The sequence below is a fragment of the Paenibacillus sp. FSL E2-8871 genome (assembly GCF_038000345.1).
Taxonomy (GTDB): domain Bacteria; phylum Bacillota; class Bacilli; order Paenibacillales; family Paenibacillaceae; genus Paenibacillus_AQ.
In genome coordinates this window covers 4976020-5001191 of sequence record NZ_JBBOBV010000001.1, presented here as the reverse complement: position 1 = coordinate 5001191, position 25172 = coordinate 4976020, and the positions used below count along the sequence as shown (strand labels likewise).

The 25172-nt window shown below is 41.8% G+C and carries 19 protein-coding genes and 1 pseudogene; 6 read left to right on the top strand and 14 right to left on the bottom strand.

Going from position 1 to position 25172, the window contains the following annotated elements:
* Positions 1-15: 15 nt before the first annotated feature.
* On the bottom strand, positions 16-1728 hold the full coding sequence (locus NYE25_RS22665; RefSeq protein ID WP_341146880.1) for an ABC transporter substrate-binding protein: 1713 nt from the start codon (positions 1726-1728) through the stop codon (positions 16-18).
* A gap of 253 nt (positions 1729-1981) precedes the next feature.
* Between NYE25_RS22665 and NYE25_RS22660 the strand changes: the two genes are divergently transcribed.
* Both NYE25_RS22660 and NYE25_RS22655 read left to right on the top strand, forming a co-directional pair.
* Positions 1982-3550: a response regulator gene (locus tag NYE25_RS22660; RefSeq protein ID WP_341146879.1), complete on the top strand. Its 1569-nt coding sequence runs from the start codon at positions 1982-1984 to the stop codon at positions 3548-3550.
* Entirely contained in the window at positions 3528-5249 is a 1722-nt protein-coding gene (locus tag NYE25_RS22655) for a sensor histidine kinase (protein ID WP_341146878.1), read from the top strand. Before NYE25_RS22660 ends, NYE25_RS22655 begins: the two co-directional genes overlap by 23 nt.
* Positions 5250-5352: 103 nt before the next feature.
* Here the strand turns inward: NYE25_RS22655 and NYE25_RS22650 are convergent, their stop codons facing one another.
* Together NYE25_RS22650 and NYE25_RS22645 are read right to left on the bottom strand one after the other, a co-directional pair.
* The gene (locus NYE25_RS22650) at positions 5353-6714 is read right to left on the bottom strand and encodes a sugar phosphate nucleotidyltransferase (protein WP_341147770.1); all 1362 of its coding nucleotides are present in this window, start codon (positions 6712-6714) and stop codon (positions 5353-5355) included.
* Positions 6715-6725: 11 nt separating this feature from the next.
* Positions 6726-7562, bottom strand: coding sequence for a DUF6492 family protein (locus NYE25_RS22645; RefSeq protein ID WP_341146877.1), 837 nt, complete (start codon positions 7560-7562; stop codon positions 6726-6728).
* 428 nt (positions 7563-7990) lie between these two features.
* Here NYE25_RS22645 and NYE25_RS22640 point away from each other — a divergent pair, with 428 nt between their 5' ends.
* Positions 7991-10294: a UvrD-helicase domain-containing protein gene (locus NYE25_RS22640; protein ID WP_341146876.1), complete on the top strand. Its 2304-nt coding sequence runs from the start codon at positions 7991-7993 to the stop codon at positions 10292-10294.
* Positions 10295-10360: 66 nt separating this feature from the next.
* On the opposite strand, the gene NYE25_RS22635 is transcribed toward NYE25_RS22640, so the two are convergent.
* The 9 genes from NYE25_RS22635 to NYE25_RS22595 form a co-directional block, all read right to left on the bottom strand.
* Positions 10361-10942: a 50S ribosomal protein L25 gene (locus NYE25_RS22635; RefSeq protein WP_341146875.1), complete on the bottom strand. Its 582-nt coding sequence runs from the start codon at positions 10940-10942 to the stop codon at positions 10361-10363.
* Positions 10943-11115: 173 nt separating this feature from the next.
* Positions 11116-11388 (bottom strand): helix-turn-helix domain-containing protein, encoded by a 273-nt coding sequence (locus NYE25_RS22630; RefSeq protein WP_341146874.1) that lies wholly within the window; start codon positions 11386-11388, stop codon positions 11116-11118.
* A gap of 15 nt (positions 11389-11403) precedes the next feature.
* Entirely contained in the window at positions 11404-11640 is a 237-nt protein-coding gene (locus NYE25_RS22625; RefSeq protein ID WP_339799838.1) for a DUF6953 family protein, read from the bottom strand.
* Between the two features lie 109 nt (positions 11641-11749).
* On the bottom strand, positions 11750-12067 hold the full coding sequence (locus NYE25_RS22620; RefSeq protein ID WP_042184217.1) for a hypothetical protein: 318 nt from the start codon (positions 12065-12067) through the stop codon (positions 11750-11752).
* 113 nt (positions 12068-12180) lie between these two features.
* The gene (locus tag NYE25_RS22615) at positions 12181-13032 is read right to left on the bottom strand and encodes an alkaline phosphatase family protein (protein ID WP_341146873.1); all 852 of its coding nucleotides are present in this window, start codon (positions 13030-13032) and stop codon (positions 12181-12183) included.
* A 5-nt stretch (positions 13033-13037) separates the two neighbouring features.
* The gene (locus NYE25_RS22610; RefSeq protein ID WP_341146872.1) at positions 13038-14081 is read right to left on the bottom strand and encodes an ABC transporter ATP-binding protein; all 1044 of its coding nucleotides are present in this window, start codon (positions 14079-14081) and stop codon (positions 13038-13040) included.
* Positions 14078-14881, bottom strand: coding sequence for an ABC transporter permease (locus tag NYE25_RS22605; RefSeq protein WP_341146871.1), 804 nt, complete (start codon positions 14879-14881; stop codon positions 14078-14080). The genes NYE25_RS22610 and NYE25_RS22605 overlap by 4 nt, the downstream gene beginning before the upstream one ends.
* Positions 14878-15801 (bottom strand): ABC transporter permease, encoded by a 924-nt coding sequence (locus NYE25_RS22600; protein WP_341146870.1) that lies wholly within the window; start codon positions 15799-15801, stop codon positions 14878-14880. Before NYE25_RS22600 ends, NYE25_RS22605 begins: the two co-directional genes overlap by 4 nt.
* A gap of 92 nt (positions 15802-15893) precedes the next feature.
* A complete protein-coding gene (locus tag NYE25_RS22595; RefSeq protein WP_341146869.1) occupies positions 15894-17006 on the bottom strand; it encodes an ABC transporter substrate-binding protein in 1113 nt (370 codons plus the stop codon).
* A gap of 417 nt (positions 17007-17423) precedes the next feature.
* Here NYE25_RS22595 and NYE25_RS22590 point away from each other — a divergent pair, with 417 nt between their 5' ends.
* The 3 genes from NYE25_RS22590 to NYE25_RS22580 are packed head-to-tail and all read left to right on the top strand — an operon-like array spanning position 17424 to position 22362.
* Positions 17424-18554: a hypothetical protein gene (locus NYE25_RS22590; RefSeq protein ID WP_341146868.1), complete on the top strand. Its 1131-nt coding sequence runs from the start codon at positions 17424-17426 to the stop codon at positions 18552-18554.
* Positions 18555-18569: 15 nt separating this feature from the next.
* A complete protein-coding gene (locus tag NYE25_RS22585; protein ID WP_341146867.1) occupies positions 18570-20549 on the top strand; it encodes an McrB family protein in 1980 nt (659 codons plus the stop codon).
* Complete coding sequence (locus tag NYE25_RS22580; protein WP_341146866.1) at positions 20533-22362, top strand: DUF2357 domain-containing protein; 1830 nt, start codon at positions 20533-20535, stop codon at positions 22360-22362. Before NYE25_RS22585 ends, NYE25_RS22580 begins: the two co-directional genes overlap by 17 nt.
* Positions 22363-22773: 411 nt before the next feature.
* Here the strand turns inward: NYE25_RS22580 and NYE25_RS22575 are convergent.
* Positions 22774-24228 (bottom strand): annotated as a pseudogene (locus NYE25_RS22575) (aryl-sulfate sulfotransferase).
* A gap of 28 nt (positions 24229-24256) precedes the next feature.
* Entirely contained in the window at positions 24257-24802 is a 546-nt protein-coding gene (locus NYE25_RS22570; protein ID WP_445667181.1) for a MarR family winged helix-turn-helix transcriptional regulator, read from the bottom strand.
* Between the last annotated feature and the right edge of the window lie 370 nt (positions 24803-25172).

Here is a 25172-nt window from a genome sequence, read left to right as displayed (position 1 = left end):
TCATCTCTTTCAACATCATTTGGTTGCTATCGCTTCGTTAACTTCCTTAGTAATTACTTCGCCGCCAGTTTTATTCCAGCTTTCTACAAACTTATCAAATGCGTCAGGTGTTTGCTCACCTGTAATGATCTTCAAGTACATTTCAAGTTCCATTTTAGTAAGTGTCGGCCATTTCAACGTCATGGATGATGTACTTCCAAAGAATAATGGATTCACTTCTTTAATATTAGAGGCTTTCACCAAACTAGCTGTCGTAATACTGGAAGTATATCCAGCCCATGCATTGGAGTCTGGTGTTTCTCCATTCTTCTTACTATCAAGAAATTTCTTATAGGAGTTATAAGCCGTTAAATCCTCATTGCTAGTTAATTTACTTGTATCGCCTGTTTCTAATGCTTCTTTCATGATGTCAACGTTACGATAGAAAGCGTCATAATAATCGATATTAATGGCGAGCGGAGATCCGCCAACATTCATGCTCTTATAATCTTCAAATTCTTTCAAAGCTTTTTCATCTTTTTCTTGGTAACGCTGATAGTCATATTGAGCACTCACAAGCTTGGCTGCAAGTTCAGGATGTTCAAAGCCTTTGCGAACAACCAAATAACTGCTGGAAGGATTTCCAGTGAACATTGTAAGCGAGCCATCCTCTGATTGTGGGGCAACATAAGATACCCATTCCGCTTCTGGATTCAGCTTAAGTGTGTCAGCCACAGTCCAGCTTCCCCACCAGTTATCCATGAACGACCCACTTTTTCCGCTTGTAAGTAGCGCCTTGCGGTCATCACCAGTACGTACTGCAAACTGACGATCAATCAAGTTATTCTTGTACATTTCAGACAACTTGGTCAGTGCTGGCTTCATCTCTGGTTGAACAGATCCGTATACAGCCTTTCCACTTCCATCATCAATCCACTGTTTTGGATACGCACCATATAGTGAAAAGATATTATTAAATGAGAATTGTCCACCAGAGACACCGGCAACGTTTTCATTATCGACAACAAGACCTAGCGTCTTACCCGCTCCGTTACCACCTGGATCTTTTTCTACAAATTGCTTAATAATGTTCTCGACATCAGCCATTGATTTCGGCTCAGCAAGTCCCAACTTGTCCATCCAGTCTTTGCGAAGCCAGAGGATACCAGGACCATGTGAGATTTCAGTAGTTGGTATGGCCATCAGCTTGCCATCGAACTTTGCGCTATCCAGAACACGACCACCGTAGGAATCATAAATTTCCTTAATTCGATCGCTGGCAGTATTTTCATAAACCTCGGTCAGATCTGCAATCAGATCGTTCTCATAAAGCTGTTGCAATGTCGCGTAGTCAGGAACCACCATTAGATCAGGGATTTCACCGCTTACAATCGCCATCGAAACTTTCTGACTGTAGTCTGTACCATCATTGGACTCAAACGAGGTCGTATTTTGAATGTTCAGCTTATCCTTGAAATATCTTGTCCACACATTGTTTGTGGCATTATCTTTCTCATAAGGCGTTCCTGCAAGTGCTGAATAGCTCGTTGCCACTTGTCCAACAGAATAAGTAACTGTTTCAGGATAGGCGCCAAATGGAGTCGTCTGTGCTTCTTTCCATGCAGGATCACTCGCATCTGTCTTTGGGGTAGATGCTGAAGAATTATTAGAACTTGAACAACCTACCATAGCAACAGCTAATAGTGATGCTAATACTATGGAGCTTGATTTTCTCAATTTATGTTTCATTATTAGAGCCTCCCTTTTTCTATAAAAAAACTCGTATTAGAAAACGATTTCAAAGCGCCGGCCAGCTTCAAAAAAAATTTATATTGTTACTTCCTTAAGTTTATAGATTATTGCTATCCATCGTAAACGCAAAAAAATTATGTTTTACACAAATAAATACTCATCATTAACGATAATATCGAGGAATAATTGCTACGGTCGAAGATGTTATACTACAATATCAATGTCACTACATGTCGAAAGGTGGTAAATAATGTTATCCATATTGGTGGTAGATGATCATAAGGAGGAGCGAGAGGGGATTGCTTTCCTCATTAAGGAGCTTGGCTTCCCCCTCCAATTGCATGTTGCAGAAAACGGTCGTAAAGCACTTGAATATGTAAGCGCACACTCTGTCGATATTCTATTTACCGATGTGCGGATGCCTATAATGGATGGATTACAGCTAACAAAGGAAGCATTAAAGTTGCACCCCAAATTAAAGGTGATTTTATTCAGTGGATTCGCTGAATTTGAGTATGCCAAAACAGCCCTCTCCCTGGGCGTATCCGAGTATCTTTTGAAACCGGTTAACATTGAAGCATTCCAAACTACTTTAGAAAAAGTTATTCAGGAATTAAAGAGCCAGCAACAAAAAGAAGAAGCGTCACAAAGAAAGCTAAGCTATGTGAGAAAACATCTACTCTTCTCTCTAGTCAATGGCATCGGAAGCCCGCCTCCTCTTCAAGAGCTGTCTATTGAATTACCCAGCCATTACAATAAAATGCTTTTGTTAGAATTCGATAAGCCATTTTTTGAATCTGTGGATTCGGAGTTCGAAGAGTTTGTTCTTGGTTTAGTAGACACATCTGCTGATTACTTAAATCTAAACGGATGTCAAAGTCTACTACTGTTTCCCGAGCAAGAGTCCCCTTCTTCCCAGTTTGATAATAATTCAGCGATGCACCTGCATCATTGTATCCTTGATAAATATAAAGTGAATTGTTATCTCGCTATGAAAGAGGAACTAACCTCAATACTAGATTTAGGTTCACTTTTGACTTCATTAGAAGAATTGATGGAATATCGTTTTTTTCTCCCAGATACCTTTGTGTTTAATACACAAAATGACTTACATTTCTCTGAGGCCTTGTATCCAGACCTTACAGATAGCCATCTACTAGATCAGATTCGAAATAATCTGAAGGATCAAGATATTTTTAGCTTACGAGCAAATACTGAGATTTTATATCAAAAATACGTACATCAAGTACAGTATTCACATTTATATGTAAAGTATATGTTCTCCACAATCTATCAAGAGATCATGACACAAGCTGCACCTATATCAGAAATGGAGCTGCAGACTGCCGTCGAGATCATATATGGATCTGAAGATTTGCGGGATATCAAAGATATCATATTTAAAGGTATCGCTCGGATTGATCAGAACTCGACTAACCATGAGCCTACTCAGAACCGTGATGTCGATGCCGTCAAACAATATATTGAACAATATTATGCAGATGATCTCAGTCTGGAAATGCTTGCTGCTAAAGTGTATTTGTCTCCACATTATCTTAGCTCCATATTCAAGAAGCAGACAGGCTGTGGGCTTAATAAATATATTAAGAATGTCCGCATGCAAAACGCAAAAGAGTTGTTAACAAATACGCATCAAAAAATATCAAATATTTGCACCGCAGTGGGCTATCGCAATATTTCATACTTCTGCCAAAATTTCAGGGATTTCTATGGGTACACACCAGAAAAATATAGACAGTATAATCAAAAGTCCTCTGTATATCGGGAGGAGCATCATGCAACTTTGGCGGACACTTAAGCAAAATATTCGCGACTTGAAGTTTCAAACCAAGATCATGCTTTCATTTATGTTAATCAGTATGATTCCTGTGATTGTATTGGGCAGCTTCTGCTATCAAGAAGCCAAATCATCCCTCATTAAGCAATCCAAATCTGATTTGAAAGCAGCCTTAAATCAAGGGGCTTTAGCTTTAAATAGTCATCTGGATGTCTACAATAAACTCATGAATTTCTTGAGTTTTAATCAGGAAATTATTAATTCAGCTAATCATACCTACACAAGTATGTATGAAATGTATGATCAGTTAACCCATGTGATTGACCAAAATTTCAATACGGCACGGTATCTAAATACAGGTGTAGAACAAATCACTCTGTATACAGGAACCAATCTTTTGGCACATGGCAATACCGTCCGAGCCCTAAATGATATTAAACAGGAACATTGGTACCCGCCGTTGATGAAGTCAGTCGATGTCCTGTGGTTTACAGATAATAAGGAGATTTTTGCTGTTCGACGCATTATTAATACGAAACAGAAAGATCCAAAAGAAAATGTGCTGTATGCACGTGTGAATTACGATTCGTTATTCACACCCTTTGACTCCCTACTCTCTCAAGGTTCAGAGATTCTCGTCAAAGATGCTTATGGAAAGTCGATCTATGCCTCGCCTGGTATAGAAGGATATATTCCTTCCAATAGCACAGACAACTTAGATACGCTGCAATGGAAAAATACAAAGTACACTGTATTGCAATCTGAAGTTCCTATATCAGGATGGACAGTGATGTTATGCAAACCTACGAAGATGATTACGAATTCTGCTTGGAAAATCCTTTCGACAGTTGGGCTTGTTATTGTTGCCTGTATTGCTGCCGTTGCTATAACCGCCAATCTATTCTCTCGAAAGTTCAATTCACAAATTAAGCGTCTGCGCAATAATATGCGCACCGTAGAAGAGGGATCCCTGGAAGTCACCGTCACCAGCACATCCAAAGATGAAATTGGGGATTTAATCAGAGGCTTTGGCAATATGGTTGACAAAACAAAAGTGTTAATCGATAAAGTCTACATTGAGGAAATTTCACGAAAAGAATATGAAATGAAAGCCCTACAGGCTCAGATCAATCCTCATTTTCTATATAATGCTCTTTCGCTCATCAATTGGAGAGCCATTCGAATCCGCGCAACAGATATAAGTGAAATGGCTCAGCTTCTATCCACGTTCTATCGGACTACGCTGAATAAAGGGAATAATATTATTTCGGTTTCAGATGAACTATTGAATGTACAATCTTATATACAGATTCAGCTTAACATGCATAGCAACAGCTTTGAGATAGAATATCAGATCGACGAGGCTATTCTCTCTTATTACATGCCTAACCTGATGCTTCAGCCTCTAATTGAGAATGCTATTATTCATGGTATTGAGAATAGAGAAGAAGAAGGAAGCAAAATTATTCTATCCGGAGAAATGGTGGAGGAGTGTATCATCTTCAAAGTAAAGGATAATGGCGTTGGCATCCCACAAGAACGACTCAATCTTCTGCTTAAATCCCAGTCTACAGGCTATGGGCTCAAAAATGTAAATGACCGGGCTATGCTAATGTACGGACCAGAGTACGGCCTGTCCATTACCAGTATTCTAGGACTGGGAACGGAGGTCACATTTCGATTTCCATCCAAAAGATACGAAGGTGGCTCAGATCTATAACTCTTTTAAATGCAGTGATGTTAATTAGCTACACTCTAAAATTAAATTCAACCGGGACATGTACGCTGGATTAAACCCGGTTGATTTTTTTCAATCTATTGAATTACAAATGATCAGGAGCGCTTTCCTCCCCCACCCATTCAGCAGAAACACGTACATAATCCCCCACATCAGAAGACGTCACCAGTTCAATAATGATCAATTCGAGCAGTGTAATCGCCCGTAAACCATGTCTCGCACCGGCAGGTACTGTGACTGTGTCTCCGGCTGCAACTGCATGAAGAACGCCGTTCATACGATACTCTCCATTGCCCGAAAGAAAAGACCATATTTCTTGGGTATGCCTGTGAAAATGATAGCTGGTGTGCTTCCCTGCCAACATCGTGATTTTGGAAGTCGTAACTTCAACTCCTGCTGCTGTTCGTGAGAAATCCAGAATGCGTGAGCTTCCCCACCGCTTTTCTTCAATCATCGGCTTCGCGGCATGACCCTCCAGCTTCTGCTTAATCCGTTTCGCCTGCTCGATCCCAGCAACTAAAATACCATCCGCACCCGCCGCCACAATCAAACCTGGAGCACCGATGACATGTACGGGACAAGAGAGTTCGTTCACTAAATAGGTTCCTTTTGAATCCTCAGAAATGCTCCCCCTGCCAATTACCTTTTCCTGCAAATGAGGGGTAAGCGCATCCCAACTACCAATATCCGCCCAAACTCCGGTGTAAGGAATAACTACCGCTCGCTGCGTATGCTCAAGCACTTCATAGTCAAAACTTCGTTCTGGCAATTCGTCATAACGCTCCACTAGCTCCATGTAATCTGCTGAAAGATTCCGTTCCACCATAGTTGAGAGCAAGTATCCTAATGTGCAGGAGAACACCCCACAGTTCCATAGTCCTCCACAGGTAATGAACTCGGCCGCCGCCAGTTCGTCTGGTTTCTCTGCAAATTGCTTCACATTTAGAAAAGACGTCCCTTCTGAACCTTCACTCGGCAATATATACCCGAACTGTGTGGATGGGAATTCAGGCGTAACACCGATCAGGGCAATATCCGCTTGTGATTCGGACAGCACGCTGGGAAACTGCCGAAGCTGACTGAAAAAAGAAGCCTCCACATAAGAATCCACCGGAATGACCACAACAATCTCTTCTAAGTCTATTTTCTTCACGGAATGCAAATAGCTCGCCGCCAATGCAACTGCAGTAAAAGTTCCCCGCTTCTGTGGCTCCGCCAGTAAAGCAACCTGATTGCCAACAGATTTGCGGGTAATTTCCACCTGACTGCGATGGGTTACAATGCAGCTTGAATCTAACAATCCTGCCTCATCCAGCCCTCTGCATACTCGCTCGATCATCGACTCCATGCCGCCATTTTCTGTTGGAAGAAGTCTTAAAAATGCCTTTGACCTGATCTCATTCGACAGCGGCCACAGCCTCTTCCCCGATCCCCCTGAAAGGAGCACGATCTGCAACGCTATCGCCCCCCTGCGCTGGACTTACTATTCGGTGTTCTCACATACCCCTTCCGTTTATGAAAAGACAATGATCTATACTTTTCCGCCAGCTCATTCAGCTTCTGCTTGGACAGCTGACCTGCATTCATATGGAGGCCTTTATTGCGTGCTTTTTGGATCTTCATGCCCCCACGATCCTTCGAATACAGGTAATTTCCATAAGTTTCGAATTCAGAAAAAGCAAATTGCTTAGTTCGGTTCATACTGTGTATAATCGCCGAATACCAAGGCTTCTGATGCTTTGCTTCAATCTCTCTTTTCATCTGAGTCAATTGGCTGCGTTCAAACAGCATATAATGCGTCACAAAAGAAGAAGCAGATGTCGCCTTCTTACCCATTAGCTTCCTATAGGTTGTAAAGTACTGAGGCTGACTCCAATTGCGGCTGTAAAAAATCGTCTTTCCCTTCTCACGGAATCGATGAGAAGCGATTAAGACCGTATCTGCATCGATGACTAAAAAATAGTCAGCCGTACACAGCTTGTCACCATTCAGTTTCAACAATTGCTGGAACAACCAACCGGATCTTTCCCATTTCCGTGAACGGTAATGGATATCTTTTTTTGTAATCGGGAGGACCGTATTCTCATCGACAAAGGTACAGCCTTTTTTTCGGCAGAAATCCAGTATACGTGTCTTTTTTGGAGCAACAATCAATATACGACCTATCGGATGCTTAACATGTGTTCGGACAGCGTCAATAACATAGGGGAGTGTAGCCAAATCTTTCTCGATAGCCGGAATCAGTACATCTATGGTAACGGCATGTCTTATGCGGACCTTATTGGCTGAGGGCATACGGTCATCTCCATATCATGATTTTGCTTTAGGATATGAGGATAATAAGGAAAGGGAATGGGCTTTACTGTAAACTTAAGAGAGGACAAGGGGGGATTTATACCCCTCTTTTCGCCCATAAAGCCCAATTCCGCTCACTTCTGGGGGATTTATACCCTTCTTTTCGCCCATAGAGCCCAATTCCAGCTTTTCTACGGGATTTATACCGTACATCTTGCCCACCAATCCCCATTCACACAACCAAGCTCCACACTCCCCCATACTATATCCAGCATTTTTTTCTGTGCAGTAAAAAGGCTGGGATGGTATATTGTAGATTGGCTAAATTTTCGGCGTATTTTAATCGGCACATTTTAAGATGAACTCAACCATTCTCCAACTAGTTTTGTTGAGCTCACTCTATACAGAAATATATGAAGGTGAATCTATTGAATAAGCTCTTATTTCATAATATCCCGCTGGGAGCAACCGGCGAACGCATCCCGCAAGCGGCAGTAGCTTCAGCACAGACCAGCAAGGAGCTAGTGAAGCGGGAGGAGGGGGACTCCGCTTATTTCCGCAGGCTGGAGGAAGGCGGCATCCTGCTCAACCGCCCGCAGATTGCTGCGGTGCGGCATCATAAAGGGCCGCTACTGACACTGGCCGGTGCAGGCTCCGGCAAAACCTCGGTTCTGATCTGCAGAACCGGTTATTTGTTGTCGGTGCGCGGCGTCTCGCCGAGTCAGCTGCTATTGCTGACTTTTTCGAGTAAAGCCGCGGCAGAAATGCGCGAACGAATCGCCCTGCTCCCGGGAGTTAGCACAGCGGACGTTGCAAGACTTCAGGCCCGTACGTTCCATTCTTTTTTCTTATTTTTCTTGCGCAGACAAGGATTGCAACAGGAAATTTTCAGTGAGACACGGCGCCAGCACATCCTATTGAAGCAGATCATGCGTGAGCTCGGACTGCCGAAGGATGCTTATCCACCGGAAACCGTACTCTCTCTGCTCTCTTCCTGCAAAATGAACATGGGCACCGTGGAAGATCTACCAGAAGGCACCACCGCCGAAAAAGAAATGAAATCCATTCTGGAAATATACGAACAATGGAAACAAGACAATTTCAAAATCGATTTCGATGATGTCCTCTTAATTGCCTATCGGATGCTGAAGGAGCGTCCGGAGCTTTTGCAAGAGTTGCAGATGAGATATCTGTACGTGATGGTGGATGAGTTCCAGGATACAAACGCCTTGCAGTACGAACTTGTCAAAATGGTCGCTCACCCACAGCATAATCTAATGGTGGTTGGTGATGATGACCAAACGATTTATTCCTTCAACGGAGCGCGCAGTGAGTTCATTCTAGAGTTCGAGAAGCTCTATCCGGGAGCAAGGGTTATTACGCTCGATATTAATTACCGCTCAGGCCCAGCTATCGTTGGACTTGGCAACGGCATTATCAAGCACAATACACGTCGGCGTTCCAAAACCCTGCAAGCCGCAAAAGGTAGTGGAAGTCAGCCACGATATATGCGTCCGCAAACTGCAGATGAAGAAGCCGAGCAGATGATCGAGCATATTTTAAACGAGGTCTCTAGCGGCAAAAGAGAATATAGCGACTTCGCCATGTTGTACCGGGCCTCGAGCAGCAATCGGGCCGTTCTCGAACTGCTCCTTTTACGCGATATTCCCTATATTGATTACGGAGAAGGGCAATTATTGTACGAGCACTGGCTGATCTCTCCGGTAGTGGATCATTTGCGACTCTCCTTGAATCGGCGAAATTTTGCAGCGATGGAGAATATCCTGCCGACGCTATATATGAACCGTGAAAAAGGCATGAATCACATCCGCCAGATGGAAGCTAGACAGCCCAAGCAAGGACCGTTAATCCACCTATTGTCTATGCCTGGCATGGAAGACTTCAAAGGGACTAAACTAAGAGATCGGCTCGATCTAATCCGAAATATACGCGAACTGACCCCAATACAAGCAATCCGGCAGATTCGTACCCAATTCTATGATTATTTCATCGAAGCGAATGAACGGCATCAAGCGACGCTGCATCGAGAGACGTTAAAAGAAATGCTAGATGAGCTAGAATCCTCCGCGGCGCGTTTCGATAGCATCCCTGCCTTTCTTGATTTCATAGATAATGTTACGGAGCGTAACGAGCATAATCGCCAACCTGGTACTAAAGAGCAGGGTAACCGGATTGCATTAATGACCATTCATAAATCTAAGGGGCTAGAGTTTCCTGTAGTCTTTTTAATTGGAGCGTCTGAGGGAATCCTTCCGCACAGCTCTGCACTGGAGGGTGATCGGCTAAAAGACCGCAAGCTTGCGGCTGGAAGCAGCGGAGCTTCAAGTCTAGCGGCGCTAGAGGAGGAACGGAGACTGGCGTATGTGGCCGTTACGAGAGCCCGAGAGGAGCTATTCATCAGCTCACCTGCACAGCATCGGGGTAAAAAAGCGGAGGTCTCCCGCTTCATGTTATCCGCCTTCCGTTCAGCGGTTTCTTCCACAGCAGCGACTACGGTGAGTAGAACCGTAACAACAAGATCCTTGCCGACCAGCCAAGCGACCACGACAAAAACAAAAACCCATGTCGTTCCGGTATGGAAATGCACGGGCAGCAGTTGTCCTGGTTGGACACGCATGAAAGCTGGCGGAGCGGAGGATCATCTAACCTCAAAGCCCTGCCCCTTATGTAGCTCACCTATGGCAAAGGATCAGCGAGAAGTTCCCGTATGATTTACACGCAAAAAAAGCAAGTTTCCTCTTCCCTGGAAACTTGCTTTTTTTAATATAAATATATATTTAAGCTGTAGTTACTACTGCTTCTTCAACTTCTTCATGTACAGTCTTAATCTGAATCATTACTGCATTCGGATCGGTCAGCACTTCGATTCCATCTTGGAAAATCAGATCAGAAACTAGCAGCTGATCGCCAATATCAAGTTTACTAATATCTACTTCCATAGAAGTAGGCAAAACGCCCGGCATACAACGAACTTCTACTTCATACAATTCCACTTGCAATACACCACCGGATTTCACACCGATTGCTTCACCCGCAAAATGAATCGTAACTTTACTATCCATATTTACAGACATGTTCACATGCTGGAAATCGATATGCAATATTTTGCCCGACAACGAATTCTTTTGAATATGCTGAACGATGATCGGCATTGCTACATCGTCAGATGTCTTTGCTTGCAGAATAGCCCGTGGATTTTTTTTCAAAGTACCCAACAGCTCTTTTTCATCCACTTCTACGTTCAGAGTATCTTTACCCACTCCATACAATACAGCCGGGATACGTCCCTGTTTTCTCGCTAATTTCTTTTGGGACTTTGTTTCGCCAGTACGCTTGTTTAATTGAATAAATTTACTCATTTTTTTATTTCCTGCTCTCTTTGACCATAAATTCTTGTCAATCTAAGTATAACATGACCATAGAATCTAGTCAATTTTAGCCAAAACCCCTCTTTTCCATACAAAAAAAGAAGACTTGAGTGAATTCGACTTCCCATTCCTCAACTCTTCCCAACTGCACTTTTTCAATTTATTTAACGCTTACTTAAACCATGTTCACCTATCACTTCTTCTATTGTACAATCACTTTCATTTAACTCTTCGATTCCGATGAGTTCCCCAGGCTGTACATTAAAATATAAACAAAGCTTTAAGAGCAAGTCTCTGGGATACTGTACCAGCTCATCCTTATACATACGGCGAACCGAATCAAAGTGATAATTAATATCTTTAGCAAGCTTTCGTATAGAGAGTTTGGGATCATGATTCTCCATGACCACACTTAATTTACTACGGATAACCGGCATATATTCACCTCCAGCTTAAGTCCACGCCCACAAAAATCCATCGCGATCCCACGCGATTTTGCCGCCGTGCAGCTTCCGGAAAGCTTTCTTTACTTCCTTGGACAGTGAGGCATTGCCATTCTCATTCACAAATACAAATTGTTCCCCAAAATTCTCTTTCACATATTCAATCGCCGCGGTCTGATACAAGGTACCCGTAAACCGAATTTCCTTAACCATCCATTCTGCTACCTCTTGTGCTGTTACTTCCATATGGATGTGCCTCCTTTCATGTACTTCATGCTAAAATGTGCCCTCATTATAACATGAATACAGCCCGACCGGACAAACGTCCGAATCGGGCTGTATTAGGATGTCTGAATTAATGTGGATATGTATGATTCGAAGAATGACGAGTCTTCTGCCCGCCACTTACCATCAACAAAATCCCTGTGATCAAGTGTAGTACCCATCCCACGAATGGAATCCAAGCGAGTAAAGAAGTTACAATTCCGAGTACTGAACCATAAATAGATTCTTGGTTCTTTGAAGATAAAATCAAAGTAACCAGGTGAAGAATAAACATCAATCCCAGTGCGGAGTACCCAGTGCCAATTACAATGGCAGCACCCAGAATTGGAATTGCCAAAATAATTTCAAATGAGCCTGTAATCCATTTCAAAGCTCTAGAAGCGCTCAAAAGACAACCTCCTAATTAGGTAAAATATACTATTTAGTATACAAAAATCCAGCGTTCCCGTATATGATTTTTATCGTGCTTTATTATTTTATTTTCATCTTAGTATCACAGGTTCATCCACTGCATGGTGTGGTTGCTTCAAAAGGAGGCAAGCCTTCCTTGCTCATTGCAGCTGAGGGAGCAAGCCCTAAGCAGTGGCACATTAACGGAGCCATACTTAATTGGGGAATTGCTTGATCTTCTTTTGCCAGAGGCAATGCATCTACTCCAAACGTATATAACGGCACATCCCGCTCGGAAGAGGTTACCCCTCCATGGTACCCATTTGCGTTCATCCCATGATCTGCCGTAATCAGAATCTTATACCCTTGCTCCATCCAAATAGGCAAAACAGTGGCTAGCAGTCCATCGGCGTTACGCACGGAAAGCTCATATTCCTTGCTCTCCCCGCCATAACGATGCCCGGCGTCGTCTATATTCATGGAGTGAATGTATAGAAAATGCGGATCATAAGCACTCCGTAAATACACGGCATCGGCAAACACATGACTGTCAGGATAGTGATCCTCGAAATAAAAGCTGCCATGCTGAATTGGCTTCATCACATTATGCTGATGGCGATCAGCCAGTGGATCAAAGGGTGCAGAATTATAAAGCTCACTGACCCAATGATAGGCGACAGCAGCTGTACACAAATTAGCGGCTACTGCCAAATGAAATACACTTTCTTCATGGCTAGGTCTCACAATATGGTTAGCCGTAATTCCATTTTTGGACACGGGTGTACCCGTTAAGAGCACTTCATAAAGCGGGCGTGATAGACTGGGTAACTCCGACTGTACTCGATAACAAGATAAGGATCCTTGCTCCACAAGATGCTCCAGATAGCCCATGTATTTGCGAGCAGCATCATATCTAAGTCCGTCCAAGACAACCACAATGAGTTTATTGGTCATATCCGTCATTCTACTCACGCTCCTTCTCGCTCTAAATGTAAAAGCTCGGAAGGGTTCAACGCCAATGTGACTTTGTCCCCTTCTCCAACCCGCAGCCAGCGTCCATCATTTAAAAGATCAACCGTTAAGCGGATTCCTTCAGCCTCAACCGTACATCGAATAATATTGCCTAGCACAGACACCGATTTAATCACTCCATTCACCAGTTGTGCTCCGGCAGCAGCCTCTTGCTGACCCGCCCCATCATGCAGTAACGTTACGGCTTCGGGGCGAATAGCAAAGCTGTCCATCCCACTATCTATTCCGTGGAACAGCGCCATCACCTCTGGCCGAGTCAATACGTTATAACTGCCCATGAACCGAGCAACGAACTCTGTGCGCGGCGCGGTGTACAGTCCTTCCGGTGTTCCATCTTGGACGATGCGCCCACCGTTCATAATGCAGATGCGGTCGGATAGAATCAGTGCTTCTTCCTGATCATGCGTAACGAATAAGGTCGTCATGTTAAAGCGCTTCTGAATATCACGAATTTCGGCACGTAGATTCTTACGAATCTTAGCATCAAGTGCACTCAGGGGCTCATCCAGCAGTAATACTTTGGGCTGCACGGCTAGAGAACGGGCCAGCGCTACCCGCTGCTGCTGTCCACCGGAGAGTGACTGCGGATAGACATCCCGCTTCTCCTCCAGATCGACCAATGCCAGCAGTTCCTCACAGCGGCTACGTCGGGCGGCTTTGGACAAACCACGCATCTTCATTCCATACTCAATATTTTGGCTCACCGTCAGATTAGGGAATAGAGCATAAGACTGGAACACCATTCCCACCTCGCGTTTACGGGGCGGCAGATTTGCCAGATCTTTATTCTCTAGAAGGATTCTGCCGCCATCCAGCTCCGAAAGGCCAGCTATGCAGCGAAGTAACGTACTTTTCCCGCAACCGGAGGGTCCTAGCAGCGTCACAAGCTCCCCTTCACGAATCTCCAAATCTATATTGTCTAGCACACAGGTCTCACCAAACATTTTGAGTATTCCCTGCAGCTTCAGATAATCGTTCATCCCTTAACGCCTCCTCCCATCTTTTTGCCAAGCTTCATTAGTACCATCGAAAGGACTAGAATAAACAGAAAATACGAGATGGCAATCGCACTGGCTAAATGTCCGCTTTCGCCCATTCTTTGATATAGATACACCTGAATCGTCTGAATATGCCCGCCAACTAGCATGTTTGTAAGGACAAATTCACCGAACAGAACGGAAAATGATAATAAGGTAGAGACGATAACGCCAGGCCAGATATTTGGCAAAATCACATTTATAAAAGCCGTTCTGCGGCGGGCTCCAAGCAATTCTGCGGCATGCAGCAGTTCTACGGCGTTAACGGTCAACAGACTATTGCGAATGCCCTGATACATATAGGGAAGAATGACCACAAAATACGCCCCCACCAATAAATAAGCTGTTCCAGCGATATCAAAGAGGCCAGAGGAATAGGTACGAATAAGTCCCACCGCAGCCACTACACCAGGTACCGCATAAGGCAGAACAACAATCACTTTCATAAAGCTCTCCCAGCGCGGAAAATAAATGGTGATGACAAAAACAGCTGGCAGCATCACGGCCAGACTCAGCACCACGCTAATCAGGCATAAATACAGCGAGTTCCAAAGCGCCTCCAAAAAACGAATATCCTTAAACATTTCTCCAAACCAATTCAATGTCCAAGCTTGAGGCAATAAGGTATTTTGCCAGTCCTGCGCGAAGGCATAAATACCGGTTGCTAACAGTGGAAGTAATAAATACACCATGAGCATTAGCATGAAAGTGCGCGGAGCGAAGCCTGCTTTACGTATATTCATTGCCCCACCTCCTCACTAGCTGCCGTCCACAAGCGCCGAGACGATTTGGTTTTCACATCCGGTTTACTGAGCCCTTTAGCTCCAAATCTCTCCGTTCGCCGAACCATCAGATGATTCAAATAGACGGCCAAAATCGTAGTCAGACCCAGCAGAACAGCAAGCGTACTCCCCATTTCTGGCTGAGTAACCACATCTCCAGCAACCAGTGAACCGATACGTACCGCCAGCAGATTATAATTCCCGCCAACCAAAGCATATGCCGTTGCATAAGCACCCATCGCATTGGCAAACAGTATTCCCAGTGTGCCGAAGATCGCCGGAGTTAGAATTGGCAGCCCAATCGTCTTCCAGAACTGCCACGGTCCTGCCCCCAGCAAGGACGCCGCTTCTCTCCACTGCTCACGAATTCCGTAAAAGGATGGATACAAGAGCAGTAAGGCTAATGGAACCTGAAAATATACATACACCAGAATCAAACCAGACCAGCTATATAAATCAAAATCGGTAAAAACACTCCAGCCCCACTGTTTGAATAAGAGCGTAAACACTCCATTGTTACCAAGCAAAATAATATACGCAAAAGCCAGCGGAACTCCTGCGAAGTTAGAGGTCATATTCGACAGCATTAAGAGTCTGTCTCTTACTCTCGGAGTGAACCGAGTAATACAATATGCACAAAAAAGTCCGACAATGATCCCTATCAGACTTGAGGTTAAAGAGATCAGCAAGCTGTTCTTGATTGCCTGCATATAATAGGCACTTTGCAGGGCATGCAGATAATTGCCTAGCGTAAACCCGGTCCCATCTGCCTTTTGGAAACTTCCCGTCAGCATGGACAATACAGGCACCAGCTGAAATGCAAACACCATCAGTGCAAACGGAATGAGTGCCAAGATCACACCGCGGCTTTTCTGTTTCAACTTCCTCACTCCTTGTCGCGGGAATAGAACAAGGGCACCTTACGGCATCGTAACGAAGGCGCCCTGTTTCTTTTTTTGGGGGAAGATCAATTCTAGTTCAAATGCACAAGCACACGTTCCTGCCATAACTGTGGAATGGTCTTCGCTGTTTCTTCCCATACCTTGTAATCGCCAACAGGCTTAGCGTTAACATACTCCTCTTTTGGCAGCAGTTTAGCCGCAACATCATCCGGCAGTGTTACACTGTCACGGATCGGACGAGCGTACCCTTTGGCAAGATTAATCTGTCCTTCATCACTAAGGATGTATTGACGTGTCAGCTTCGCAGCGTTAGGATGCGGCGCATATTTGTTGATGATCGTTGCATAACCGCTCACCACACTGCCTTCCTTCGGAATGGCTACCGCGAAGCCATCTTTGTTGATCTGATCTCTATAGTTCAAAGCGTTGAAATCCCACAGCAGGGTAACTTCTACTTCCCCTTTTTCAATGTTGGCAAGAGAAGCTTCTGCATTGGAGAGACGTCCTTTTTTAGCTAAATCTTCGAAAAAAGCAATCCCCGGTTCAATGTTCGACTCATCGCCACCAAAAGCAATCGCTGCGGCCAATACAGCCATCTGCGCTTGAGCAGCTTTAGTTACATCACCTACGATGATTTTGTAATTTCCGTTCTTCAGATCTTCCCAGCTCTTCGGTGGATTAGCCACGAGCTTGGTGTTTGTCAAAAACGAAATCGTCCCTTGATAGCCGACAATCCAATTTCCGTCCTTATCCTTAGCCCAATCAGGGATCTCATCCCAGTAGGTCGTTTTATAAGGTTGTGTTACTCCTTTTTCCACGGCAACCGATCCAAAAGCGATCCCTACATCTCCGATGTCAGACGTTGGTTTATCTTTTTCCGCATCAAACTTGGCAATTTCCTCCGCGCTCGACATATCCGTATCTGAATGTGTAAGACCATACTTACTACTCATATCACTCCATGTATCTTTCCAGTTCGCCCAGGAATCCGGCATTCCCACGCTGATAACACTGCCCTCTTCTTTAGCTTTACTCTCGATCTCGGTCAGACTTAATTCTTTGGTGCCAGCATTTCCATTCGTTGATTCGTCAGCCTTAGCCGAATTTCCACAAGCAGCAAGCAACAGGACGAGCAAGGATAACATTAGACCCATCGATAATTGACTTTTGATCCCTTTTTTCATGATTTCCCCTTCACTCCTATTTCTTATTTGCGGGCTTCTCTATGCTCCAACTGTTAGGCACCCAATTGCAGTATAGGCGTGTACTATTTTCGCGGCATTAAGGAGGATAGGAATATTTGTAAATAAATATTTACTATTATGCAAAGTGGAAAAGAGAACTCATATTAAAACAACATGCTTAGATAACTAACAATACGATACTATATGATGTTATTGATTCAATGCAGAATGTCTATAAAAGCTTTAAGACGCAACTAAACTAATATGGAAGACACGACAAAATATGCTAAAATAAAATTGATCGTTTTAATTGGATGAATTTATGGCATTCTAGTAGAAATAGAAGTTACAAATCTACCTAAAATTAATAACAATGTGTAAATGTTATATTGAAGCATTACTAGGAGGCGTAGCTCAATGGAAAAAGAAGTTTGGAAATGGCTATTTAGTGATTTTTCCGATAAATCCTTAATACTACTAATTTGCGGAATTAACGAGACGTTAAACAATTCTAAAACGAAGATAACTATAAAGGGTGTAAGTGACTTAAGTAAAATTAGAGCGGATCAGATTTATTTATTTAGAAATAGAATTGAAACAGAATTAAATAAAACTAAAAATATCAGTAAAGTAAAATTTTATTTGCGAAAATCCACAGAGTCTAATCAGAACAATAAAATAGTACTTCTGAGCGAAAAAGAACCCATTGTAATTTTAGATGAGATAAAAAAATCGGATGCAATTAGTATTCACGATATAATAATGCATTTAATGATACAAACTGATCTTTTAAAAATAAATAAAGGGATCGATATTTATCAAATAAATAAATCTACTCAAGGCGAGACTAAAAAAATAGTTGACCCCTTGGAGAAAACGACAGTTCTTCAAGATACAACAGAGCATAATTCAGACTTAGAGATTAAGCGATTAAAAGATGAAATTATTGACCTTCAGGCCGAGAGGAATGAATTATTAGTAGAAAAGAAAGAAGCTATCAAAGCAATTAAAGAATACAAAAAAGCTATTATTCAAGTGGAGAGCGAAAAGAATACAGCTCTTAAAAGTATTCAAAAGCTTGAGCGAGAAATTACAACACGAAAAGTTGATATTGGAACTAAAGATCGAAAAAACCAAGAACTTCAAGAAGCGCTCTTAAAATCAGAAGAAACCTGGAATAAACTTAAAATTGAACACTCGAAATTATTACAAAGAATAATAGAACTAGAAGAAGAAAAAACTTCTATGGAATTAATACAAGTAGAAGGAAATAAATCATCGAAAACAAAACGGATCGTTTCTATAATAGATCGAAACTTGCCGGATGGTTTAGACGGACTACCAAATATAAACTTCCATTTAATTAATCCGACTCAATTGGAAGAGGTAATACTAACAAATGAAATGAATAATTCAGATGAGATTTGGTTTATAAAATTCCGATTGCCAGCCAATAAACAAAATTTATTAAATGATAAATATGGAAAAAAGGTAACTGGATTTAAAACGATCATCGAGCTAAAAAATTACTGTAATATAATTTATTAAATTGGAGGAATTAAATTGTTACAAAGGAAAAAATGGGATATTGATTTTCTAGGTGCACTGCCCACAAACGATGAAATTTATGAAATATTAGGAAGACATAAGACAGTTTTTGTAAACTCACAGAATTATCTTCAATATTTCATTAAAGTAATCAATGAAACTCCTATAAGCTTTCCACGTAATCAGACTCTCTTTACTTGCTATTCAACAGAACTTGAGAAATACGGTTTTGAAGAAAATTTTCATGAAGGTGAATTTACCCGTGTAAATGAATTAGTTGAGTTTCTTATGGACAGTCTTATATTGTTCAAACCTAGTAAAAAAGTCCTTTCCAACCACGAAGAAGTATATAATGCGACTGAAATTCGTCTTATTCCTAAGTTGGAAAGTTACAGAGCTGATCAAAGATTCAAATCAATACCGATATTTAGCAAGTCAGTACATAAGATGACTCAAGAGGAATTTGTAGATTCTCTCATGCTTGGAAAATATGTAGGTACGGCTGAAGGTATCTCAATTGAACCAGATGATACACCATCTATCGTCCTTTGGAGAGAAGACAAAACATACATAGCATATGGATTATTTGATCATCACGAATATGCTCATGGTGGTTTTTCATTTACCTCAAATGTCGGAGTAAGAGAAATTCCTTTCTCTCATTGGATGAATAAAGTGTATCTAGAAGGTAACGATGACGAAATGCTATTATTCATCGATCTCGATTCTTATTCTGAGATAGAACGAAAGCTAGAAGACATTACTCCTATTGCTAATATTCTTAGAGAGCCACTTTTACCAGAAGGCACATACTATTCACGCATAGATGATGAAGAATCTCTAGAGAAAGACGAAAAGGATGCCGCGAATATAACAAACGAGGAAGATACATATGATAAGGAAGAAGAGTTCATGGAACATTTCATACATACCACTCGAGAGATGGGCCTTCAATATTACGAAAAAGATCTGTATAACTTTCATACAGCAATGAAATCTAGTGCTCTTACCATTCTAGCGGGCATGAGTGGAACAGGGAAATCAAGGTTAGTACAAGCTTATGGTAAAGCTCTTGGACTTGATCCAAGTCAGTTGGTATTCGTTGCAGTTCGTCCATCATGGGCTGATGATGCTGATTTACTTGGATATGTTGATACTAAAAACATGCTTTATCGTCCCAGTGATACTTCACTTGTTGACGCATTGTTTCATGCACAACAAGAACGAAATAATAAGATGTTTATTATTTGTTTCGATGAGATGAATCTTTCACGAGTGGAACATTATTTTTCGCAGTTTCTTTCTGTATTAGAAATGGAACCTAATCGTCGTATGCTCAGGCTTTATAGTGATCGTATCGCACAACAAATCCATAACTCAGCTCAGTATGGACCTGAAATTAATATAGGACCAAATGTAGTTTTTGTTGGTACGGTTAATTTGGATGAATCTACCTATCATTTCTCAGATAAAGTTCTCGACAGAGCCAACGTCATAACCCTCGATGTTCAGTCTTATGACATGCTTAAAATTCGAAATACACGTGATACAAAAGAAAAAACACGTAAGCAACCTTACACATTTGAGCAATATAACAAGTTTAAAGCGTTGGAAAGCCCTGTCTCTCTTATGGATAATGAATTAGATATGCTATGGAAGCTTCACTTGGTTATGCAAAAAGAAAATAAAAATTTAGGTATTGGACCTCGTGTAGTTAAACAGATCGATAATTATCTTAAAAATCTACCGCCATCAAATAAATTTCTAACCCGCAAAGAAGCTTTTGATATCCAAGTGGTACAGCGGATATTAACAAAATTGCGAGGACCTGAAGGGTTACTAAAGGGACTAATCGGAAAAATTAATAACGATCGTGTTGAAGGATCGCTATATGAATTATTTGAGCGATATGAAGATGTATCTGATTTCACAAGAACGAAAAGCGCTATAATCCAAAAAGCGAAAGAGTTGAAGGTCAATGGCTTTACAGTATAGTCCAACAACCTCAAAATCGACTGTATCACTTGATTCGGTAGATATTTCTATCTTATATAATAATAAATTTCAAAATAAAGTTGAACTATTCTATACTCATGAAGATGTACTTGATGAAGAAATGTCCTTTGAATTAACAGAGAATAAGTTTTTAAGCATTCAATTTCAAGCCACAGATAAAAATGCTCGTTTATATATGTATGGATTAGACTCCCTCTCCGACGAGAAGTTAGAAGTAGATGAAGAAGGCGAAGTATATCTCAGTCCATCGATGACTCCTGTAGAACTTTATGCAAAAGATTATTATCCCTTAATCCCTGGTAAGTACTTAGCTAAAATCATAACAATGGAATCTAGTTACTTTCTTCCATTTTGGGTTCGTTCTAAACAGGTTACAGAGGATCAGTTGGAAATAATGAAAACCGATTTGGAAGAGACTTTAACGGGCCTTGCAATTGATTTTGTTAAAAAGATATACTCAGCTGCGGACAACACAACGAAAGCACTTCCACCTCAGCTCCTGCGACAGTTTATGACAATAAAAAAACATTATCCATTAGTTATGGCAGCCTTAACGGATATTTATAAAACAGCTAACTATCGGATTCGAAAAGAATATCGATGGACTAGGGAAGACAGAGCACGCCAAATCGACCATGTTACTGTAAGAACACTACAGACGAGGTCATTTAATAAAGGGCAACTACGTACTCCTTTCAGCGCGATAGATTACGATTTACCAGAGAATCGCTGGGTAAAATTTATCATTCGTAATGTTCTTACATTGTTAGATCAATTTGTAGAATCTTTAGATTCTTACAATGAACGTTTAGCACAGGATTTAAAGCTATTGGAACCTTATAGAATAATTCAAGAAAGTACACGCAGAGAAATAATTGAAAAGGAGAAAGTATATACTTTTTTAGAAGAATATCGACAACTGGTGCACCGAATGAGAATTGGTTTCCAGATGATTGTGCACGCACCTTGGTATCGGGAAATTACTAACAAGACATTCACGCATATACCACATAATCTTCTGTCAGACTCTCGTTATAGGGCCTTATATCAGTTACATCGTGATCTTAAAGAAGAAGAGATCGAGATATTTATCGATCCTTCATTAATCTATCAATGGAAACGTACTGATAAGCTTTATGAAATATGGGGTTTTATTCACATTTTAAAGATTTTATTTGAGTTTGGTTTCCAGCCTAAGTCAGGTTGGTTTTATGACCGATTAGGACAGGATAGTGCGTTATTAATTCCTTATTTACCCAGTGGAGAACAAATCACTATTACCAGAGATGATATTCGTATTCACTACGTTTATGACGGAGTATTACCACTAGCAAGTAATCATACAAATATATGCAACTCCCCTTTATATATGGGTAAACATAATCGACCTGATGCCCGTATGGACTTTTACAAAAAAGATGTCTTCGTTGGTAGTTTAATTATAGATTTTAAATATCGTCCAATGAATAATTTTTGGAAAAATGCTCTTCATAATTCTATAATGAGACCGAGAGAGATGGAACAACTAATTGCATATAAGCGAGATAGCAACTCGAAGTACTTATATGGCGAAGAAGAAGGGAGAACTTTTCGTGAAATGCATAGTCCAAGACCAGTTCGTGAGGTATGGGCTATGCACGCTGAAGCAAGAGAGAATTGGCAAAACAATCTGTTTCTTAGTGATGATAAACTTAGGATTATTTCCATGAATCCAGGTGGTAATCATACAGATATAAAAAATAAATTGGGTGATATTGTTAATTTTATGGATAATATTTTAGATCTTTTATAATACAAATCAATACCCAGACTAAGGTCATTTCAAATATTACTTTCCGTGTAGATGAAACAATCTCTTACATAACTGTTCGTAATAAAATTGACACTAGTGTACGCCTACCCCGCCTAAGCTATCCAAATTCTTCTGGAGAACTCAGGCGGTTTTTGTTTTAGTTTAGAATATTCTAATCACTCTTTTAATTATAGTGTTTTCTAATCTTAGTCATATTATTTATTGCTTATTAATGCAAATAATCACAGAGAAATGTACAACTTAGAGGAAATACAGAAAATTGGTATTTTTAATTAAAAAGAGTTAGTCAATACAATATCTAGTCTATAAATAATTGAGGATAAATAACTAATTAGCAGAAAGCTTGAGCTGATCCATGACTTTTTCACAACGACATCCCCCTCAAATGTATTAGTTGGCTTTGCGGCTACTACCTTCATCAGTCGTCGCCACACAAGCAGCCCCCTCAACAAACGGCAGGGTTGTTGCCACGTTCACTACCGAATCCGATCCCTTAGGTGCAGCCCCTGGTACTCTGAACTGCGTGACATCTATCGGCTCAATCGCTTGTTCTTCCGGCTTCTCCAGCTGTGGTACCCACGCATAAGGCACACGATAGGAACGGTAAACCATGTTTGTATTTCTGGAATCGTTATACGGTGAGATATATTCCCAGACCAGTTCATGCTCTGGCGTAACCTCGAAAAGTCTACCGTTAGATCCTTCTGTAATTAAGGTGTTGCCATTCGGTAACCGCTGGGCGGAGCTAATATAAGGACTATAGAATTTATAAGAATCCGTCGGAACAGAGAAGCCTGCTTCTGCCGCGATATACTGCCATTCAATTTCGAGTGACACTGGATTAATCTTTAGAATTCGAGAGTAGTCGCGGAGTGCATTTTTTTGCCCAAAGGGTGAAGATGGATTGGGAAGACCATAACCGCCCCAACCTCCGTTATCAAATACGAGTAGGTTTCCTTCTCCCGGCAAGCCCTTCGGAATGATGTGCGCATGATGCTGGCCAATGATCCAATCGATATGCTTCAATTCTGGCAGTGAGTAGTCTGGACCGATTCTCCACACGATGGCCCCGGTACGCTTATCTGTAATTGCGATAATGTTCGCTTCCCGTGCATCCCAGATCACGTTATCTGGATGGAAACGCTCATCGCCTGCATCGTAAAACTTATTAGGTCCTACATACGAAGCTGAATTGATATGCAACCAGTCACCCACACCGCCCCCTAGATTCCCGAAGGAGCGTGAATTAGGATCACGGAATAAGACGTTTTTCGCCGCTTCATCAAAGCCTAGCTCTGCAAAATGTTCATTCGGAGCCCACTCCCAAACGATATTCCCTTCCCAATCCACTTCGATAATCGTGTCATCCAGCAGCTGCTTGTCGGAGATTTGGTGGTTGTAGATATTTTTGTGAGCGAGGATTAGGGTTTTGCCGCCGTCAACCTTAGGCTCTAGCCCTGGTGCAAAATAACCTACTGGATTGCCTTCTCGTTGATAGTCATGATGCTGGCGGGCATACCAGAGCGTTTCATAACCCGGATCTTCTATATGTTCATAGCTATTATATTTCCATACGATGTTACCGTCCCAATCGACCTGCACCAGATCTACATTATCCTGAATGCCAAATTTGGGATCTCTCCTTCCTGTACTGCCTAGCACATAACCACCAGGGAAAATTTATGCCGGAAACCCGAGCAGCCCCTTCCACAGATGCACTTCTTTACCGTTCATATCAATCAGTACAACACCTTCTTCACCCGCTTGAAATACGGTATAGCCATTCCACGCTTTGCTCGGATTATATACGGTTGCTCCAGTTGGAAATATGGTTGAATGTCCCATCGTTCATCTCTCCTACATTTAATTTATTTTAATAGCTAAGATAATTACTTTTCTTTGTGACTGCTCGTGGCTTCTGTTCAAGGTTTGGAGAAGCTTCAGCCTCAGCATTCTCCTTCACCAGCTTCAGCAAGATGTCTGAGAATCCTTCGAGATTACTAATGATCCGCTGATAAAAGTGACTTTGCTGCACCAATTCCTCTTCCGTGAACCCTTCAAACAGAAGCGAAATACATCGTTCCCCAATGTTGCTGTTAAGCTCTGCCATCTTCCGACCTTTGTCTGTGATGTCCAGCATCACCGTTCTGCGGTCCCCTTCCTTACGTCTGCGTACAGTAAATCCGCCTGCCTCAAGCTTATCGCTCAAAGCTGTGATCGCACCTGACGTAAAGTCCAGTTCATCTGCTAAATCCCCAAGCCGCTGTTCACCCTCGCGAATGATTTTATGTAGAATCAGCATGCCGGGTAAAGAGATGCCTGCTACTGTAACCTTATCCCGTTCCTTTACGAATCTGCGGACCACCTTGCGGAATACCCAGTCCGTCTCTTCCAGGTGTCTCCAATACGTATCGCTCATTCTTACCTCATCTCTCTCCATAGCCAACAAAAAAAGACTCCCAGCACAACTCCCTGGCAAGGGAAAAGTGCGGGAGCCTTTGGCGGTCCAATCGGCTCAGATAAATTATTTCACTGTTCATTTAATTAGTGTTTAAGTATTGATGATATCATATAACCCTTTATTCCTACCTGTCAAGTATGTATTTTTAATTCTAAAAAATTACCCCGATACCGGCGCAGATCGCATGCTTGTACTAATTCAAAATCAAATAAATTTTAAGCTTTTTCATTGACATTTTGCCCATTGTTAAATATATTGTACCTAAGAATAAATGTTTACCTAGGGAAACAAATTAGATAATCAAAATAATTGTTTCCAATAGGAAACA